16 protein-coding genes are annotated in these 17,732 nt (G+C 65.3%); 8 read left to right on the forward strand and 8 right to left on the reverse strand.

Features of this window, described 5'->3' with window-relative positions; genetic code table 11:
* The first annotated feature begins 94 nt into the window (after positions 1–94).
* The gene (locus NJG22_RS01960; protein WP_253092111.1) at positions 95–976 is read left to right on the forward strand and encodes a DMT family transporter; all 882 of its coding nucleotides are present in this window, start codon (positions 95–97) and stop codon (positions 974–976) included.
* Between the two features lie 77 nt (positions 977–1,053).
* On the opposite strand, the gene NJG22_RS01965 is transcribed toward NJG22_RS01960, so the two are convergent.
* Positions 1,054–2,058: a TerC family protein gene (locus NJG22_RS01965; protein ID WP_253092114.1), complete on the reverse strand. Its 1,005-nt coding sequence runs from the start codon at positions 2,056–2,058 to the stop codon at positions 1,054–1,056.
* A gap of 311 nt (positions 2,059–2,369) precedes the next feature.
* Between NJG22_RS01965 and NJG22_RS01970 the strand changes: the two genes are divergently transcribed.
* The 7 genes from NJG22_RS01970 to cysG all read left to right on the forward strand — a co-directional run bounded on the left by NJG22_RS01970 (position 2,370) and on the right by cysG (position 12,624).
* On the forward strand, positions 2,370–4,592 hold the full coding sequence (locus NJG22_RS01970) for a TonB-dependent siderophore receptor (RefSeq protein WP_253092116.1): 2,223 nt from the start codon (positions 2,370–2,372) through the stop codon (positions 4,590–4,592).
* Positions 4,593–5,108: 516 nt separating this feature from the next.
* Entirely contained in the window at positions 5,109–7,526 is a 2,418-nt protein-coding gene (gene ftsK, locus NJG22_RS01975) for a DNA translocase FtsK (protein ID WP_253092118.1), read from the forward strand.
* A 62-nt stretch (positions 7,527–7,588) separates the two neighbouring features.
* Entirely contained in the window at positions 7,589–8,212 is a 624-nt protein-coding gene (gene lolA / locus NJG22_RS01980; protein ID WP_253092120.1) for an outer membrane lipoprotein chaperone LolA, read from the forward strand.
* A gap of 12 nt (positions 8,213–8,224) precedes the next feature.
* Positions 8,225–9,550, forward strand: a complete 1,326-nt coding sequence (locus NJG22_RS01985) for a replication-associated recombination protein A (RefSeq protein ID WP_134692784.1) — start codon at positions 8,225–8,227, stop codon at positions 9,548–9,550.
* The gene (gene crcB / locus NJG22_RS01990; protein WP_253092122.1) at positions 9,547–9,921 is read left to right on the forward strand and encodes a fluoride efflux transporter CrcB; all 375 of its coding nucleotides are present in this window, start codon (positions 9,547–9,549) and stop codon (positions 9,919–9,921) included. Before NJG22_RS01985 ends, crcB begins: the two co-directional genes overlap by 4 nt.
* 30 nt (positions 9,922–9,951) lie before the next feature.
* Positions 9,952–11,232 carry a serine--tRNA ligase gene (serS, locus tag NJG22_RS01995; RefSeq protein WP_253092124.1) on the forward strand — a complete coding sequence of 427 codons (1,281 nt, stop codon included), beginning with the start codon at positions 9,952–9,954 and terminating at the stop codon, positions 11,230–11,232.
* Positions 11,233–12,624, forward strand: coding sequence for a siroheme synthase CysG (gene cysG / locus NJG22_RS02000; RefSeq protein ID WP_253092126.1), 1,392 nt, complete (start codon positions 11,233–11,235; stop codon positions 12,622–12,624).
* A 117-nt stretch (positions 12,625–12,741) separates the two neighbouring features.
* On the opposite strand, the gene NJG22_RS02005 is transcribed toward cysG, so the two are convergent.
* The 7 genes from NJG22_RS02005 to NJG22_RS02035 form a co-directional block, all read right to left on the reverse strand.
* Complete coding sequence (locus tag NJG22_RS02005; protein WP_253092128.1) at positions 12,742–13,701, reverse strand: glutathione S-transferase family protein; 960 nt, start codon at positions 13,699–13,701, stop codon at positions 12,742–12,744.
* A gap of 94 nt (positions 13,702–13,795) precedes the next feature.
* Positions 13,796–14,812: a glycosyl transferase family protein gene (locus NJG22_RS02010; RefSeq protein ID WP_253092130.1), complete on the reverse strand. Its 1,017-nt coding sequence runs from the start codon at positions 14,810–14,812 to the stop codon at positions 13,796–13,798.
* Positions 14,809–15,144: a TusE/DsrC/DsvC family sulfur relay protein gene (locus NJG22_RS02015; protein ID WP_253092132.1), complete on the reverse strand. Its 336-nt coding sequence runs from the start codon at positions 15,142–15,144 to the stop codon at positions 14,809–14,811. Before NJG22_RS02015 ends, NJG22_RS02010 begins: the two co-directional genes overlap by 4 nt.
* The gene (gene tusB, locus NJG22_RS02020; RefSeq protein WP_253092134.1) at positions 15,141–15,437 is read right to left on the reverse strand and encodes a sulfurtransferase complex subunit TusB; all 297 of its coding nucleotides are present in this window, start codon (positions 15,435–15,437) and stop codon (positions 15,141–15,143) included. The genes NJG22_RS02015 and tusB overlap by 4 nt, the downstream gene beginning before the upstream one ends.
* Positions 15,437–15,796, reverse strand: a complete 360-nt coding sequence (gene tusC / locus NJG22_RS02025; protein ID WP_253092136.1) for a sulfurtransferase complex subunit TusC — start codon at positions 15,794–15,796, stop codon at positions 15,437–15,439. Before tusC ends, tusB begins: the two co-directional genes overlap by 1 nt.
* 1 nt (position 15,797) lies before the next feature.
* On the reverse strand, positions 15,798–16,190 hold the full coding sequence (tusD, locus tag NJG22_RS02030) for a sulfurtransferase complex subunit TusD (protein WP_253092138.1): 393 nt from the start codon (positions 16,188–16,190) through the stop codon (positions 15,798–15,800).
* 86 nt (positions 16,191–16,276) lie between these two features.
* The gene (locus NJG22_RS02035) at positions 16,277–17,656 is read right to left on the reverse strand and encodes a uracil-xanthine permease family protein (protein WP_134692794.1); all 1,380 of its coding nucleotides are present in this window, start codon (positions 17,654–17,656) and stop codon (positions 16,277–16,279) included.
* Between the last annotated feature and the right edge of the window lie 76 nt (positions 17,657–17,732).

Consider the following 17,732-nt stretch of genomic DNA (forward strand, 5'->3'; position numbering starts at 1 on the left):
AAAAAAGCCGGGCCGGCAATGTTCAGCGTGATGCATCTCTTCTAGAATCCGCCCATGCCCAGGCGTCTGGCCTGGGCGCTTGCCCGAGGGGCCCATGAGTTCCAGCACGCCGCTGTCCGGCATCAATCAACCGCTGCGCGGCATCGCCCTGGTGGTGGTGGCGACGTTCCTGTTTGCCAGCCATGACGGGCTGTCCAAGTTCCTGGGCGGCATCTATCCGATCATCATGGTGGTCTGGGCGCGCTACCTGGTGCATACCCTGTTGATGGCCGGGATCTTCCTGCCCAAGGCAGGCCTTGCCGTGCTCCGGACCCGCCGACCGTTGCTGCAGACCTTGCGCGCCTTGAGCCTGCTCGGCACCAGCTTGCTGTTCACCGCCGGCCTGCAGTACCTGCCGCTGGCCGAGGCGACCGCGGTCAACTTTCTGACGCCGGTACTGGTCACCGCGCTGTCGGTGCCGCTGCTCAAGGAACGGGTAACCACGGGGCAGTGGCTGGCGGTGGTGACAGGCTTCATCGGCGTGCTGGTGGTGGTGCACCCGGGCGGTGCGATGTTCACCCCGGCGATCCTGTTCCCCTTCAGTTCGGCACTGGTGTTCTGCTTCTACCAGTTGCTCACGCGCAAACTGGCGGCCTATGACACGCCGACCACCAGTAATTTCTATGCGGGGTTATGCAACACCTTGGTCATGACGGCGCTGGTGCCGTTCTTCTGGCAGGCCCCGCAATGGGCCCATGTGCCGTTCATGCTGGCGCTGGGGGGCTGCGGGATGACCGCGCACCTGCTGCTGACCCAGGCATTTCGGCATGCCGCGCCGGCGCTGCTGGCACCTTTCAGCTACTGCCAGATCGTGTTTGCCGGGTTGCTGGGCCTGCTGGTGTTCGGCCAGGCACCGGACAAGATAAGCCTGGCTGGGATTGCCATCATCTGCCTGAGCGGGCTGGGGGCGGCCTGGATGCAGCGGGCTCGCGCCTAGGTTCTGGCACAGGCGCCGACTTGCCGGCGAACACCGGCAACGCCGCTGCCAGTAATCCAGCTGGCCGCAATAGCCGGCTAGGCTTGATCGGCATCGATGTGCTCCGCCTTCTTGTCGCGGGTGCGCAACAACGACAGCAACACCCCACCCAGCAACAGGCCGAACGTCACCCCCAGTGACACCCCCGCCGGCACCTTGCCCACCAGCCCGTGCCAGAAGATCTTGCAGCCGATGAAGATCAACACCATGGCCAGCGCGTACTTGAGGTAGACGAACCGGTGCATCAGCGCCGCCAGGGCGAAATACAGCGAGCGCAAGCCAAGGATGGCGAAGATGTTCGAGGTGTAGACGATGAACGGGTCCTGGGTGATGGCGAAAATCGCCGGCACGCTGTCGACGGCGAACACCAGGTCGGCCAACTCGATCAGCACCAGCGCCAGGAACAGCGGCGTGGCGTAACGGACAGCCTGGCCCGTACCGGGTGGGGCCAGGCGCACGAAGAAGTGGCGACCCTGCAGCTGGTCGGTGACGCGCATGTGCCGGCGCACGAAACGCAGCACCGGGTTGTTGGCCAGATCCGGATGGCCGTCGTCCTTGCTCAGCGCCATCTTGACCCCGGTGAACAGCAGGAAGGCGCCGAACAGATACAGCACCCAGGCAAAGTGCTGCACCAGTGCGGCGCCAACGCCGATCATGATCGCCCGCAGCACCACCACCCCGAGAATGCCCCAGAACAGCACGCGGTGCTGGTAGCGGCGAGGGATGGCGAAGAAGCTGAAGATCATCGCCATGACGAACACGTTGTCCATCGACAGCGACTGTTCGACCAGGAAGCCGGTGTAGAACTCCAGCGCCGGCTGCGCGCCCAGCTCGAACCACACCCACGCCCCGAAGAGCACGCCGACACTGAAGTAGCCGGCATACAGCAGCAGGCTCTCGCGCATTTCGATCTCGCGGTCCTGGCGGTGCAGCACGCCCAGGTCCAGGACCAGCAAGCCCACGACGATGATGATGAACACCAGCCACAACCAGGTGCTGGTGCCGAGGAAAGGCGTGAAGAGGAATGTCTGCAGAGCTGTCATGAGCCCCTCCTTGCGTGTCGACGTTGCATGGCAACAGTGATTCCGACATGGCGGCGCACGCCGTCAGAGGGGCCCGGTATCACATGGGCTTGAGCCTAGCCATGAATCCCGGGGTTGCCGAATGGCGAGGTGTTACAGTTTTTTGCGATAAATTCAATATTGCGAATCATTAGCGATTGTAAATTGCTCTTAACAACCCTAGCATGCGCTGCAACCGTCAGCAGAACGGGCGTGCCAACGAGTGCGCGACCTCAAGCGGCAATAAACCGTCGGTGATTAGCTTCACTCTTGATCAACAGGGAACGTACAACGTGCAGCAACCGCCACTTTCGAGCACGACACACGCGGCAGGGAATGCCATCACCGTCCGCCAGTGCCATCCGCTGGTCCTGGCCATGCTGGCGAGCAGCCTGGCCACCAGCACCGGCCTGGCCTGGGCCGATGAGGCCAAGCCGTTCGAGCTGGGCGCCACAGCCGTCACCGCCACCGCGCTGGGCGAGGTCACCGAGGGCAGTGGCTCCTACACCAGCGGGGCTAGCCGCACGGCCACGCGCATGAGCCTGTCGCCGCGCCAGACACCGCAGTCGGTAAGCGTGATCACCCGTCAGCAGATGGACGACCAGAACCTGACCGACATTGCCAAGGTGCTGGGCAAGACACCGGGCGTCACGGTGAGCAAGCTCGACAGCAACCGCACCAGCTTCAAGGTACGTGGCTTCGAGATCGACAATTTCCAGGTCGACGGCATTCCCAGCGCTTTTCGCTTCTCCAATGGCGTCGACCGTACCGACATGGTCATCTTCGACCGGGTCGAGGTGCTCAGGGGGGCCACCGGGCTGCTCAGTGGCTTCGGCAGCCCGGCCGCCACGGTCAACCTGGTGCGCAAGCGACCGACCCAGGCGTTGTCCGGTTATGTATCGCTGGGCGCCGGTAGTTGGGACACCTACCGTGGCGAGCTCGACATTGGTGGGCCGTTGACCGGCGCCGGCAATGTGCGCGGGCGTTTGGTCGCGGCCCATGAGGATGGCCATTCGTTCATGGACAACCTGGCGGACAAGAAGCAAGTGCTGTACGGCATCGTCGAGTTCGACCTGAGCGACGACACCTTGCTCAGCGTCGGCCTGAGCCGCCAGGGCAACCGCCCCGAGGCCACCTCGTGGGGGCCTTCGACGCCGCTGTTGGACAGCAATGGCAACCGCTTTGGCATGTCGCGCTCGTACAATCCGGGGGCCAAGTGGAGCCAGTGGGACAACACCGCGGACAACCTGTTCGTCACCCTCGAGCAGCGCCTGGCCCACGACTGGACGCTCAAGGCCTCGGTCACGCGCAGTGAAAACGACTCGCCCATGCGCCTGGGCTCGGCCACCAATGGTTACCCTGATCCGCTGACCGGCGACGGCATCACCGTATGGCTGGGGCGCTATCACTACCAGACCAACCAGAGCACCTACGACCTGTACGCCAGCGGGCCCTTCCAGATGCTGGGGCGCGAGCACGAATTGGTGGCGGGGATCTCGCACCGTGACTTGCGCACTCACGAGGACCACTGGCCGATGCGTTTTGGCAGCGCCAACATCTATCAATGGCGGGGCGATTACCCCGAGCCTGAGTGGGGCGCGCGCAGCGCCAAGGTCAATACCCGCGTGCAGGAGGACGCGGCGTACCTTACCGGGCGCTTCAAGCCGACCGACGATTTGGCGCTGATCATCGGTGGCCGGCTGTCCAACTGGCAGTTGGACGGTTCCCGGTTCGACACCGCCAGCGGCCAGCGGCGCAAGACCCAGAGCCTGGAAGAGAACGGCGTGGTGGTGCCCTATGCCGGCGTGGTCTACGACCTGGACCCCACCTGGTCGGTGTACGCCAGCTATACCAGCATCTTCAAGCCCCATGAAAGCCAGCAGGATGCCAGCGGCAAGATGATCGAGCCGGAGGAGGGCGATGCCTATGAGTTGGGCCTCAAGGGTGAATTCTTCGATGGGCGGCTGAACGCCAGCCTGGCGGTGTTCGAGGTACGCCAGGACAACCTGGCGGAGTTCGTGCGCACCGACCCGGCCAGCAACCGCGGCGTCTACCGTTCGATCAAGGGCGCCAAGAGCCGCGGCTTCGAGCTGGAGCTGGCCGGCGAGCTGACGGCCGACTGGCATGTGCAGGGCGGCTTTACCCACCGCATCACCCGCGATGGCGAGGGCGACAAGATCTCAACCATCGAGCCGGAGAACCTGTTGCGCCTGTCCAGCAGCTATCGCCTGCCGGGTGCCTGGAGCAAGCTCACCCTGGGCGGGGCGGCCAACTGGCAGAGCAAGATCTGGAAGGACATCGGCAACCCGTTGCCGGGCCAGACCGATCGCTACACCCAGGCGAGCTACCTGACCCTGGATGCCATGGCTCGCTACCAGGTGAACGAGCAGCTGTCGGTGTCGCTCAATGGCAACAACCTCACCGACAAGCGGTATTTCAACAACCTCGGCTTCTACAACGGCGGGTATTACGGTGACCCGCGCAATTTCATGCTGACCACCCGCTACGCGTTCTGAGCTCCCGCCGTTTCGAGTCGTTGGGCCTGCTGGGGTCGCTTTGCGACCCTTTCGCGACACAAGGCCGCTCCTACAGAGACCGCGCCGTCCTTTAGGGGCGGCCTTGCCGAGGCATGGGACTGGACGGAAAGGGCTGCGTGGCAGCCCCGGCCATCTTCCAAACCATCGCCAAGACCTTGCAAGGGCTGGTTCTGCGCCCTGTTTAACCGCACAAGCTATAGGCACCAGCAAGGCCAAGGCACCTGGCCGCCCTGTCAATTTCCCAGCGCTTTCATCCTCGCGCCGGCACCATCTGGCACAATTGCTGTCATACCTGTGCAAAAACACAGCATAAGCCTTTGTCACAAAAGAAAATGCATGCTCAAATTGCAGGCATGTGAAATCAGCCCCCACTTGAGCCCCGCATGACGTACCGTCATGGCGGCTGGCGGGCAGTAATGTTAAAAGTAGTGGTTCATTGGCCAGCGACCGGCCGATCACTATTGGACGCGCAGCACGCGCAGGAATAGACGCGTTTTGAAGAAATCCACCGCAACTCCAGCTCCCTTGCCCGTGCCCCTGTGGCGGCAGCAGCTGCACTACCGACTCAAGGAAGGTGCGCTGATCGCCGTGGGTGCCCTGTGCCTGTACCTGTGGATGGCCCTGCTGACCTACGACACGTCCGACCCGGGCTTCAGCCACACCAGCAACGCCGACCAGGTGCAGAACGCCGCTGGCCGCGCCGGCGCCTACTTCGCCGACATCCTGTTCATGGTCCTTGGCTACTTCGCCTATATCTTCCCGCTGCTGCTGGCGATCAAGACCTGGCAGATCTTCCGCGAGCGCCACCAGCCCTGGCAGTGGAGCGGCTGGCTGTTCTCCTGGCGCCTGATCGGCCTGGTGTTCCTGGTGCTGTCGGGCGCGGCGCTGGCGCATATCCACTTCCATCCGTCGGCGAGCCTGCCGTTCTCCGCCGGGGGCGCCCTGGGCGAGAGCCTGGGCGACCTGGCGCGCAACCTGCTGAACGTGCAGGGCAGCACGCTGATGTTCATCGCCCTGTTCCTGTTCGGCCTGACCGTGTTCACCGACCTGTCCTGGTTCAAGGTGATGGATGTCACCGGCAAGATCACCCTGGATCTGTTCGAGCTGGTGCAGAGCGCCGCCAATCGCTGGTGGGAGGCGCGCAACGAGCGCAAGCGCCTGGTGGCGCAACTGCGCGAAGTGGACGACCAGGTCGACGAGGTGGTCGCCCCGGTGGTTGCGGACAAGCGCGAGCAGGTCAAGGCCCGCGAGCGCATCATCGAGCGCGACGAGGCGCTGACCAAGCACATTGCCCAGCGCGAACAGCAGCCGGCCCCGGTGATCAACATCCCGACGCCGCCGGTCAAGGCCCCCGAGCCAAGCAAGCGGGTCATGAAGGAGAAGCAAGCGCCGCTGTTCGTCGACAGCGCCGTCGAAGGCACCCTGCCGTCGATCTCCATCCTCGACCCGGCCGAGCAGAAAAAGGTCGAGTACTCGCCAGAATCCCTGGCCGCGGTTGGCCATCTGCTGGAAATCAAGCTCAAGGAATTCGGCGTCGAAGTCTCGGTCGACTCGATCCACCCGGGCCCGGTCATCACCCGCTACGAAATCCAGCCGGCGGCCGGGGTCAAGGTCAGCCGCATCGCCAACCTGGCCAAGGACCTGGCGCGTTCGCTGGCCGTGACCAGCGTGCGAGTGGTCGAGGTAATCCCCGGCAAGACCACCGTGGGCATCGAAATCCCCAACGAGAACCGCCAGATGGTGCGCTTCTCCGAAGTGCTGTCGTCGCCGCAGTTCGACGAGAACAAGTCGCCGGTGACCCTGGCCCTGGGGCACGACATCGGCGGCAAGCCAGTGATTACCGACCTGGCGAAGATGCCGCACCTGCTGGTGGCCGGTACCACCGGTTCCGGTAAGTCGGTGGGCGTGAACGCGATGATCCTGTCGATCCTGTTCAAGTCGGGCCCGGAAGACGCGCGGCTGATCATGATCGACCCGAAAATGCTCGAGCTGTCGATCTACGAAGGCATTCCGCACCTGCTGTGCCCGGTGGTCACCGACATGAAGGACGCCGCCAACGCCCTGCGCTGGAGCGTCGCCGAGATGGAGCGCCGCTACAAGCTGATGGCGGCCATGGGCGTGCGCAACCTGGCGGGCTTCAACCGCAAGATCAAGGATGCCCAGGAAGCCGGCGAGGTCATCCACGACCCGCTGTATCGCCGCGAGAGCATGGACGACGAGCCACCGGCGCTCAAGACCCTGCCGACCATCGTGGTGGTGGTCGACGAATTCGCCGACATGATGATGATCGTCGGCAAGAAGGTCGAAGAACTGATCGCCCGTATCGCGCAGAAGGCCCGTGCCGCCGGTATCCACCTGATCCTTGCCACCCAGCGCCCGTCGGTGGACGTGATCACCGGCCTGATCAAGGCCAACATCCCGACCCGCATGGCGTTCCAGGTGTCGAGCAAGATCGACTCGCGGACCATCATCGACCAGGGCGGCGCCGAACAGCTGCTGGGCCACGGTGACATGCTGTACATGCCACCGGGCACCAGCCTGCCGATTCGCGTGCACGGCGCGTTCGTTTCCGACGACGAGGTGCACCGTACCGTGGAGGCGTGGAAGCTGCGTGGCGCACCGGACTACAACGACGACATCCTCAACGGCGTCGAGGAGGCCGGCAGCGGCTTCGATGGCGGCGGCGGTGGCGGCGATGGCGAAGATTCGGAAAGCGATGCCCTGTACGACGAAGCGGTGCAGTTCGTCCTGGAAAGCCGCCGGGCGTCGATCTCGGCGGTGCAGCGCAAGCTCAAGATCGGCTACAACCGCGCCGCGCGGATGATCGAGGCGATGGAGATGGCCGGCGTGGTCACGCCGATGAACAGCAACGGCTCGCGGGAAGTGATTGCCCCCGGCGGCCCGCGCGATTGATGATCACCTCGCCGGGCGCCAACGGTGGCGCCCGGCCTATTCAATGCTCAATGAGGATTCCCATGCGCGCGATTCGCATGCTGTTGGTTTCTGCCCTGGCCGCGGCCAGCCTGTCGGCCCAGGCCGGCGAACAGGACGTGCAACGCCTGACCCAGTTGCTGGAGAAGTCGCAGACCATCGAAGCCAACTTCTCCCAGTTGACCCTGGATGCCAGCGGCACCAGCCTGCAGGAGGCCAATGGCAAGATGACCGTCAAGCGTCCGGGCCTGTTCTACTGGCACACCGACGCGCCCCAGGAGCAAGTGGTGGTGTCCGACGGCAAGAACGTCACCCTGTGGGACCCGGACCTGGAACAAGCGACCATCAAGAAGCTCGACCAGCGTCTGAACCAGACCCCGGCGTTGCTGCTGTCCGGTGACGTGTCGAAGATCAGCCAGAGCTTCGACATCACCTCCAAGGAGCAGGGCGAAGTGATGGACTTCACCTTGAAGCCCAAGACCAAGGACACCCTGTTCGACTCGCTGCGCGTGTCGTTCCGCAAGGGCTTGATCAACGACATGCAATTGGTCGACAGCGTCGGCCAACGCACCAACATTCTGTTCAATGGCGTCAAGGCCAACCAGCCAGTGCCGGCCAGTCGATTCACCTTCGACATCCCCAAAGGCGCGGACGTCATCAAGGAGTAAACGGAGCCTGTGATGGACCTGTTTCGTAGCGAACCTGTCGCCCAGCCCCTGGCCGCCCGTCTGCGCCCGTCCAACCTGGACGAGTACGTCGGCCAGGAACACCTGCTGGCGCGCGGCAAGCCGCTGCGCGAGGCGCTGGAGCAGGGCGCGCTGCACTCGATGATCTTCTGGGGCCCGCCCGGGGTGGGCAAGACCACCCTGGCGCGGCTGCTGGCGCAGTTCTGCGACGCCCACTTCGAGACGGTGTCGGCGGTGCTGGCCGGGGTCAAGGAGATTCGCCAGGCGGTCGAGGTGGCCAAGCAGCAGGCCGGCCAGTACGGCCGGCGCACCATTCTGTTCGTCGACGAGGTGCACCGCTTCAACAAGTCGCAACAGGATGCCTTCCTGCCCTATGTGGAAGACGGCACGCTGCTGTTCATCGGCGCCACCACCGAGAACCCCTCGTTCGAGCTGAACAACGCGCTGCTGTCGCGGGCGCGTGTCTATGTGCTCAAGAGCCTGGACGAGGCGGCGCTGCGCAAGCTGGTCAACCGCGCGCTCAGCGAGGAGCGGGGCCTGGGCAAGCGCAACCTGCGGGTGGGCGACGAAGCCTTCAAGATGCTCATGGCCGCCGCCGACGGCGACGGCCGGCGCATGCTCAACTTCCTCGAAAATGCCTCCGACCTGGCCGAAGACGGCAGCGAGATCGACGTGCAGATGCTGCAAAGCCTGCTCGGCGACAGCCGCCGCCGTTTCGACAAGGGCGGCGAGGCCTTCTACGACCAGATCTCCGCACTGCACAAGTCGGTGCGCGGCTCCAATCCCGATGGCGCCCTGTACTGGTTCGCGCGCATGCTCGACGGCGGCTGCGACCCGCTGTACATCGCCCGGCGCGTGGTGCGCATGGCCAGCGAAGACATCGGCAACGCCGACCCGCGCGCGCTCAGCCTGTGCCTGGCGGCGTGGGACGTGCAAGAGCGCCTGGGCAGCCCCGAGGGGGAACTGGCGGTGGCCCAGGCCATCACCTACCTGGCCTGCGCACCAAAGAGCAACGCGGTGTACATGGGCTTCAAGACTGCCCTGCGCGAAGCCGCCGAGCACGGCTCGCTGGAAGTACCGCTGCACCTGCGCAACGCGCCGACCAAGCTGATGAAGCAGCTGGGTTATGGCGACGAGTACCGCTATGCCCACGATGAACCTGACGCCTATGCCGCCGGCGAAGACTATTTCCCTGACCAGCTTGAGCCGCGCCAGTACTACCAGCCGGTGCCGCGTGGCCTGGAACTGAAGATCGGCGAGAAGCTGCGCCACCTGGCCGAGCTCGACCGCAACAGCCCCCGCCAGCGGAGAAAGCCGTGATCGTACTCATCGCCGCGGTCAGTGCCGGTGGCATCGCCGGCACCTTGATGCGCTTCGCCACCGCCAACTGGGTCGCCGCCCACTGGCCACGGCACTTCTATGCCGGTACGCTGGCGGTCAACCTGGTGGGCTGCCTGTTGATCGGCCTGTTGTACGGACTGTTCCTGCACAAGCCCCTGGCGCCGGTCGAGCTGCGCGCCGGGCTGATGGTGGGTTTTCTGGGCGGCCTGACCACTTTTTCCTCCTTCTCGCTCGATACCGTGCGCCTGATGGAAAGCGGGCAGCTGCCGCTGGCCTTGGGCTATACCATTATCAGCGTGGTGGGCGGCCTGCTTGCGACCTGGGCCGGCCTTGCCCTGACCCGATTCTGAACCAACACCTACCTATAACGAGAGAACGATATGCTCGATTCCAAACTGTTACGCGGCCAACTTCAGGAAGTGGCGGATCGCCTGGCCTCCCGTGGCTTCAGCCTGGATGTCGCGCGCATCGAATCACTGGAAGAGCGCCGCAAGGCGGTGCAGACCCGTACCGAGCAGCTGCAGGCCGAGCGTAACGCCCGTTCCAAGTCCATCGGCCAGGCCAAGGCCAAGGGCGAGGACATCGCTCCGCTGATGGCCGATGTCGAGCGCATGGCCAATGAACTGGCCGCAGGCAAGAGCGAGCTGGACGGTATCCAGGCCGAGCTGGACGCCATCCTGCTGACCATCCCCAACCTGCCGGACGCCAGCGTGCCGGTCGGCGCCAGCGAGGACGACAACGTCGAGGTGCGCCGTTGGGGCACCCCGCGCAGCTTCGACTTCGAGATCAAGGACCACGTCGCCCTGGGCGAGATCAGCGGCGGCCTGGACTTCGAGGCCGCCGCCAAGATGTCGGGTGCGCGCTTTGCCGTGCTGCGCGGGCCGATTGCCCGTCTGCACCGCGCCCTGGCGCAGTTCATGATCAACCTGCATACCGGCGAGCATGGCTACGAAGAGGCCTACACCCCTTACCTGGTGCAAGCGCCGGCCCTGATGGGCACCGGCCAGCTGCCGAAGTTCGAGGAAGACCTGTTCAAGATCAGCCGCGAAGGCGAAGCCGATTTCTACCTGATCCCTACCTCCGAGGTGTCGCTGACCAACCTGGTGTCCGGCGCGATCCTCGATGCCAAGCAACTGCCGGTGAAGTTCGTCGCCCATTCCCCGTGCTTCCGCAGCGAAGCCGGTGCGTCGGGGCGCGATACCCGCGGCATGATCCGCCAGCACCAGTTCGACAAGGTCGAGATGGTCCAGGTGGTGGAGCCGAGCAAGTCCATGGAGGCGCTGGACGGCATGACGGCCAACGCCGAGCGCGTGCTGCAACTGCTGGAACTGCCCTACCGCGTGCTGGCCTTGTGCACCGGTGACATGGGCTTTGGCGCGGTGAAGACTTTCGACCTGGAAGTCTGGGTGCCGAGCCAGGACAAATACCGCGAGATCAGCTCCTGCTCCAACTGCGGTGACTTCCAGGCGCGGCGCATGCAGGCGCGCTGGCGCAACCCGGAAACCGGCAAGCCGGAGCTGGTGCACACCCTCAACGGTTCCGGCCTGGCCGTGGGCCGTACCCTGGTGGCGGTGTTGGAGAACTACCAGCAGGCCGACGGCTCGATCCGCGTGCCGGAGGTGCTGAAGCCTTACATGGGTGGTGTCGAGGTCATCCGCTAAATGGACTACCTGCCGCTGTTCCACAAGCTGCAGGGTGGCCGGGTACTGGTCGTCGGCGGTGGCGAGATCGCCTTGCGCAAGGCGCGCCTGCTGGCCGATGCCGGTGCCGCGCTGCGGGTGGTGGCGCCGGACGTCGACGGCCAATTGGCCGCGCTGGCCCGTGAGGGCGGCGGCGAGGTCCTGGTGCGTGGTTACCAGGCGGCTGACCTGGAGGGATGCCGCCTGGTGATCGCGGCCACCGACGACGCCGGGCTCAATGCCCAGGTCTCGGCCCACGCCCAGGCGCGCAGCCTGCCGGTCAACGTGGTGGACGCACCGGCCTTGTGCACGGTGATCTTCCCGGCCATCGTCGACCGTTCGCCCCTGGTGGTGGCGGTGTCCAGCGGCGGCGATGCGCCGGTGCTGGCGCGCTTGATCCGCGCCAAGCTGGAGGCCTGGATTCCGTCGGCTTACGGCGAGCTGGCCGGGCTGGCTGCGCGTTTTCGCGACAAGGTCAAGGCCTTGTACCCGGACGTAAACCAGCGCCGCGGCTTCTGGGAGCAGGTGTTCCAGGGCCCGATCGCCGAGCGTCAGCTGGCCGGGCAGGGCGGCGAGGCCGAGCGCCTGTTGCAGGCGATGGTCGATGGCGCGCCGGTGCAGCAAGGCGGCGAGGTGTACCTGGTGGGTGCCGGCCCGGGCGACCCGGACCTGCTGACCTTCCGCGCCTTGCGCCTGATGCAGCAGGCCGACGTGGTGCTGTACGACCGCTTGGTGGCCCCGGCCATCATCGAGATGTGCCGGCGTGACGCCGAGCGTATCTATGTTGGCAAGCGCCGCGCCGACCATGCCGTGCCCCAGGACCAGATCAACCGCCTGCTGGTGGACCTGGCCCGCCAGGGCAAGCGCGTGCTGCGGCTCAAGGGGGGCGATCCGTTCATCTTCGGGCGCGGTGGCGAGGAGATCGAGGAGCTGGCCGATGAAGGCATACCATTCCAGGTGGTACCGGGCATCACCGCAGCCAGTGGTTGCTCCGCCTACGGCGGCATTCCGCTGACCCACCGCGACTATGCGCAGTCGGTGCGCTTCGTCACCGGGCACTTGAAGGATGGCACCAGCAACCTGCCTTGGCATGACCTGGTGGCGCCGGCCCAGACCCTGGTGTTCTACATGGGGTTGGTCGGGCTGCCGACCATCTGCGCCGAGCTGATCCGCCATGGCCGCGCGGCGAGTACCCCGGCGGCGCTGGTGCAGCAAGGCACCACGCGCAACCAGCGGGTGTTCACCGGGACCCTGGCCGACCTGCCCGAGCTGGTGGCGCGCCATGAAGTGCATGCGCCGACCTTGGTGATCGTTGGGGAGGTGGTGCAGTTGCGCGAGAAACTGGCATGGTTTGAAGGTTCGCACGACAACTGAAATCGCCGGGGCCGCGTTGCGGCCCTTGCGCGACACAAGGCCGCTCCTACAGGGATCGCGTACCCCTGTAGGAGCGGCCTTGTGTCGCGAAAGGGCTGCAAGGCAGCCCCAGACTTCTCAAGCCTGCCAGATCCCTTTACCAGGCAACCGCTCCCGGTCATGGGGCAGGCCAAAGTCCTGCAGCGGCCCCTTGGGCACGATCCCGTTCGGATTGATGGTCTTGTGGCTCAGGTAATAGTGCTTCTGGATATGCTCCATGTTCACCGTGCCCGCCACGCCCGGCCACTGGTACAGCTCGCGCAGCCAGTTCGACAGGTTCGGATAGTCCGCCAGGCGCCGCAGGTTGCACTTGAAGTGGCCGTGGTACACCGCATCGAAGCGCACCAGGGTGGTAAACAGCCGCACATCGGCCTCGGTCAGGTATTCCCCGGCCAGGTAACGCTGGCGGCCCAGTAGCGCTTCCAACTGGTCCAGCTCGTTGAACACCTCATCGAAGGCCTTTTCATAGGCGTCTTGCGAGGTGGCGAAGCCGGCGCGGTACACGCCGTTGTTCACTGCCGGGTAGATGCGCTCGTTGAGTGCGTCGATAGTGGCGCGCAGTGGCTCGGGGTACAGGTCCAGGGTATTGCCGGTGAGGTCGTTGAACGCCGTGTTGAAGATGCGGATGATCTCGGCCGACTCGTTGTTGACGATGCGCTTTTGCTGCTTGTCCCACAGCACTGGCACGGTCACGCGCCCGGTGTAGTGCGGGTCGTCCTGGGTGTAGCGCTGGTGCAGGTACTGCAGGCCCTCGAGGTGATCGCCGCTGGAGCCTTGCTGCTGGTCGAAGGTCCAGCCATGCTCGGCCATCAACCAGCTGACCACCGACACCTCGATCAAAGGCTGCAGGCCCTTGATGGCCCGCAGGATCAGGGTGCGGTGGGCCCAGGGGCAGGCCAGCGACACATACAGGTGATAGCGGCCGGCCTCGGCGGCGGGCAACGGGTTGCGGCGCTGCGCGTTCTCGCGCTGGAAAGCGCCGTCCTTGCTGGTCTGGTACCACTGGTCATGCCAGCGACCCTCGATCAAAAGGCCCATGTCGAGCTCCTCGGAACACAGTGTTTGTCGTTGGAGCCCAGTCTAGAGCAAAACGTTCGAATAAATAGCGCAAAGAATGCCGCTATCCAATCGATTAAATCGATGGGTTGCGCGCGCGCCAGTAAACCCGTGCCTGGGCGAAGGCCTGCTCGCGGTCTTGGCCAAGGCCGCGCAGGGCCAGGGCCATGGTCGCGACCACGGCCAGTTCGCCGTAGCTGTCCTCGGCCTCGCCGCGCCATACCGCCAGTAGGTGCTGGGGTTGCAGGCTGGCTGGCTTGACATGGCGCTGGGCGCTGAGGGCGGGCCATTCTTCGTCCCAGGCTTCGCCGGCCGATGCGCCGTAGAGGTGGCTGATGACATCCGGGTTGACCTCGATCTCGCCGCCGTCGCCCTTGATCACCAGGGCATGGTCGCCGAGCAGGCGGCTGGCCTCGCGGTGCACCGCCTGGTAGCCGGGGTGGAAGATGCTCTGCAGGCCACAGCGGGCGGCCAGTGGGTTGAGCACCCGGGCCAGCGAATGGATTGGCGAGCGCAGGCCGAGGGTGTTGCGCAGGTCGATCATGCGTTGCAGCTGTGGGGCCCAGTCCTGCAGCGGGAAGAACGCCAGCTGCTGGGTATCCAGTGCCTGGCCCACGGTGGTCCAATCGCGGCACAACGGGATCGCCAGCAGCTCAAGCAGTTGCTCGGTGTACAGCCGGCCGGCGGTGTGGGCGCCGCCGCCGTGCATCAGGATGCGCACGCCATTGGCGGCCAGGCACTTGGCCGCCAGCAAATACCAGGGCAGGTGGCGCTTCTTGCCGGCATAGCTCGGCCAGTCGAGGTCGACGGCAATGGCCGGCGCCTGGAGGCGGGCCCGCAGGGCCTCGGTGAAGCCAGCCAGCTCCTCGGCGCTTTCTTCCTTGTGGCGCAGCAGCATCAGGAAGGCGCCGAGCTGGGTGTCCTCGACCTTGCCTTCGAGCAGCAAGGTCATGGCCGCGCGGGCCTCCTCGCGGCTCAGGCCACGGGCGCCGCGCTTGCCCTTGCCAAGGATGCGCACGAATTCGGCGAACGGGTGCTCGGCCGGGGTTTCCAGGGTCAGGGGGCGGACGATGTTCGACAGAGGCTCGGTCATATGCAATTGGTCGGCTTGGGCAGGCCCGCCAGCTTGGCGGCCAATTTGGCGGGGGTGCCGTTGAACAGGCGGTTCAGGTGTGGGCTGTTGCCTTTGTCTGCACCCAGCTTGAGCGCGGTGTACTTGATCAGTGGGCGGGTCGCCGGCGACAGCTGGTACTCCTGGTAGAACTGGCGCAGCAGTTCGAGGATTTCCCAGTGGTCCGCCGTGAGGGTGATGGCCTCGCGCGCCGCCAGGGCTTCGGCGGCTGCGTGGGACCAGTCCTGCAAATCGACCAGGAAGCCGTCCTTGTCCAGGGCTATGGCGCGTTCGCCGACAGTCAGGGTACTCATAGCCAGCTGTTGACCTTGTCGTAGTGCAGGGAAAGTTCGACGAAGGCCGGGTAGTCCACGGCCTTGGCCAGGGGGCTGTCGAGGCCGCGGGCATGCAGGTCTTCCGCGAGGGCGAACAGGCGCTCGCCGAGGTTGGCGGCCTGCAGGGCGGCACACGGCGCGCTGCCGGCCTTGAGCGCGTAGGTGGCGTCGCCGCACAGCAGCAGCGCGTCGTGGGGGCCCAGCAGGCGCAGGCAACTGGCCAGGCGCTCGTCGCCGAAGGGCGAGTGGGCGATTACATGCAGGGTGTTCATCAGAGCGTCACCACCTGGTCGTAACGGGCAATCAGCGCACTCAGCGCGGTGTCGTCGAGCACCGCGACCGGGAGCTCCAGCGTTGTGCTGTCCAGGCCGCGGCAGGCCAGGCTGTGGGCGCAGGCGAACAGGTCCTCTACGCCAAACATCGGCAGCGCCTGCAGGTTGGCGGTCAGGTTCTTCTGTTGCACGGCATCGGGGTGCTGGGCGGTGCTTAGCTGGAACACGCCGTCATCGAGGAACAGCATACCCAGCGGCAGGTCGAAGGCGCCACCGGCCAGGGCGATGTCCAATGCTTCGCGGGCGGACGGGCCGCTCCACGGCGCCTGACGGCTGATGATCAACAGGGATTTGGCCATTTCAATCACCTCCGAAGCAGACCAGGCGGTCGGCCAGTTGCGCAGCGTCGTGCAACTGGCCCAGGCCGGACAGTTCCCACGGCATCGGCAGGTTCACCGCCGGGCGCTGGTAGCGGTTGGCCTCGGTGTCGTCCAGCACACCGCGGCGCAGGGCCGCGGCGATGCACACCACGGCGTCCAGGCGATGGTCGCTGACGAAGGTGCGCCACTGCGCGGCCACATCCAGCTCGTCCTGGGGCGTGACGATGTTGGCCGAGGCGCTGTGCACCCCGTCCTGGTAGAAGAACAACCGGGCTATTTCATGCCCGCCGGCCAGTACCGCCTCGGCAAAGCGCAAGGCGCGGCGCGAGGAGGGCGCATGGGCCGGGGAAAAGACCGCGATGGCGAATTTCATGGAAGGCTCGTGCAAATGAATGCGGCCATGATAAAGCAAAAAGCCCGCGCTGGTGGGCGCGGGCTTTTTGCTCTGGCGGGCGCCGCTCAGGCCTGTTCCTTGCCCTCGGGCAGGAACCAATTGAGCAGTAGGGCGCAGATGCCGCCGGTGGCGACCCCCGACTCCAGCACGTTGCGCAGCGCCGCTGGCATGTGTGCGAGGAACTCTGGCACCTGCGCCACGCCCAGCCCCAGAGACAGCGACACGGCGATGATCAGCAAGGCGCGGCGATCGAGGCGGGTGCTGGCCAGGATATTGATGCCCGAGGCAGCTACCGCGCCGAACATCACCATGGCCGCGCCACCCAGCACCGGCTCCGGCACGGCCTGGATCACCCCGGCGACGCTGGGGAACAGCCCCAGCAGAATCAACATCACCGCAATCCACACGCCGATATGGCGGCTGGCGATGCCCGTCAGCTGGATCACCCCGTTGTTCTGGGCGAACACCGAGCTGGGGAAGGTGTTGAACACACCCGCCAGCAGCGAATTGGCACCGTTGACCAGCACGCCGCCCTTGATCCGCTGCATCCATACCGGGCCTTCCACCGGCTGGCGCGAGACCTTGCTGGTGGCGGTGACATCACCGATGGCTTCCAGCGAGGTGACCAGGTAGATCACCAGCATCGGGATGAACAGTGACCAGGAGAAACCCAGGCCGAAGTGCAGCGGCGTCGGCACCTGGAACAGCGCGGCCTGGTGCATGCCGGTGAAGTCCAGGCGGCCCAGGTAGCCGGCCAGGGCATAGCCCACGGCCAGGGCGATGACGATGGCGCAGCTGCGCATCCACACCACCGGGATGCGGTTGAGGATGACGATGATCGCCAGCACCACGCCCGACAGCAGCAGGTTCTCGCCATCGGCAAAGGTGCCGTTGGCCATGGCGCCGAAGCCGCCACCCATGCTGATCAGGCCGACCTTGATCAGGGTCAGGCCGATCATCAGCACGACGATGCCGGTCACCAGTGGGGTGATCAGGCGTTTGACGAAGGGCAGGATGCGCGAAACACCCATTTCCACGAACGAGCCGGCGATCACGACGCCGAAGATCGCCGCCATCACGCTTTCCACCGGCGTGCCTTGCTTGACCATCAAGGCGCCACCGGCAATCAGCGGGCCGACAAAGTTGAAACTGGTGCCCTGGACGATCAGCAGCCCGGCGCCGAACGGGCCGAAGCGCTTGCACTGCACGAAGGTGGCGATACCCGAGATCACCAGCGACATGGACACGATCAGGTTGGTGTCCCGCGCCGACACGCCCAGGGCCTGGCAGATCAGCAGGCCTGGGGTGACGATCGGCACGATGATCGCCAGCAGGTGCTGCAGGGCCGCCAGCAGGCCGATCAACAACCGCGGCTTGTCCTCCAGGCCAAGAACCAGTTCATTGGCAGGCGCCGCCGCGCCTGGGCCGTGTTCGTGTGAACTCATGGGAAATGCTGCCCCGGAAGAAAAAAGGAGCGCATTCTACGGGCTGAATCGGCATTGGGGTAGAGGCAAGCACGAT

The sequence above is a fragment of the Pseudomonas sp. VA159-2 genome, assembly GCF_024126635.1.
Taxonomy (GTDB): Bacteria; Pseudomonadota; Gammaproteobacteria; order Pseudomonadales; family Pseudomonadaceae; genus Aquipseudomonas; species Aquipseudomonas muyukensis.

Excerpts from the sequence above, each read along its gene's own strand:
- NJG22_RS01960 (WP_253092111.1), top strand. The coding sequence starts at position 95 with ATGAGTTCCAGCACGCCGCTGTCCGGCATCAATCAACCGCTGCGCGGC.
- NJG22_RS01965 (WP_253092114.1), bottom strand. The coding sequence starts at position 2,058 with ATGACAGCTCTGCAGACATTCCTCTTCACGCCTTTCCTCGGCACCAGC.
- lolA (WP_253092120.1), top strand. The coding sequence starts at position 7,589 with ATGCGCGCGATTCGCATGCTGTTGGTTTCTGCCCTGGCCGCGGCCAGC.
- NJG22_RS01985 (WP_134692784.1), top strand. The coding sequence starts at position 8,225 with ATGGACCTGTTTCGTAGCGAACCTGTCGCCCAGCCCCTGGCCGCCCGT.
- serS (WP_253092124.1), top strand. The coding sequence starts at position 9,952 with ATGCTCGATTCCAAACTGTTACGCGGCCAACTTCAGGAAGTGGCGGAT.
- cysG (WP_253092126.1), top strand. The coding sequence starts at position 11,233 with ATGGACTACCTGCCGCTGTTCCACAAGCTGCAGGGTGGCCGGGTACTG.
- NJG22_RS02005 (WP_253092128.1), bottom strand. The coding sequence starts at position 13,701 with ATGGGCCTTTTGATCGAGGGTCGCTGGCATGACCAGTGGTACCAGACC.
- NJG22_RS02010 (WP_253092130.1), bottom strand. The coding sequence starts at position 14,812 with ATGACCGAGCCTCTGTCGAACATCGTCCGCCCCCTGACCCTGGAAACC.
- NJG22_RS02015 (WP_253092132.1), bottom strand. The coding sequence starts at position 15,144 with ATGAGTACCCTGACTGTCGGCGAACGCGCCATAGCCCTGGACAAGGAC.
- tusB (WP_253092134.1), bottom strand. The coding sequence starts at position 15,437 with ATGAACACCCTGCATGTAATCGCCCACTCGCCCTTCGGCGACGAGCGC.
- tusC (WP_253092136.1), bottom strand. The coding sequence starts at position 15,796 with ATGGCCAAATCCCTGTTGATCATCAGCCGTCAGGCGCCGTGGAGCGGC.
- tusD (WP_253092138.1), bottom strand. The coding sequence starts at position 16,190 with ATGAAATTCGCCATCGCGGTCTTTTCCCCGGCCCATGCGCCCTCCTCG.
- NJG22_RS02035 (WP_134692794.1), bottom strand. The coding sequence starts at position 17,656 with ATGAGTTCACACGAACACGGCCCAGGCGCGGCGGCGCCTGCCAATGAA.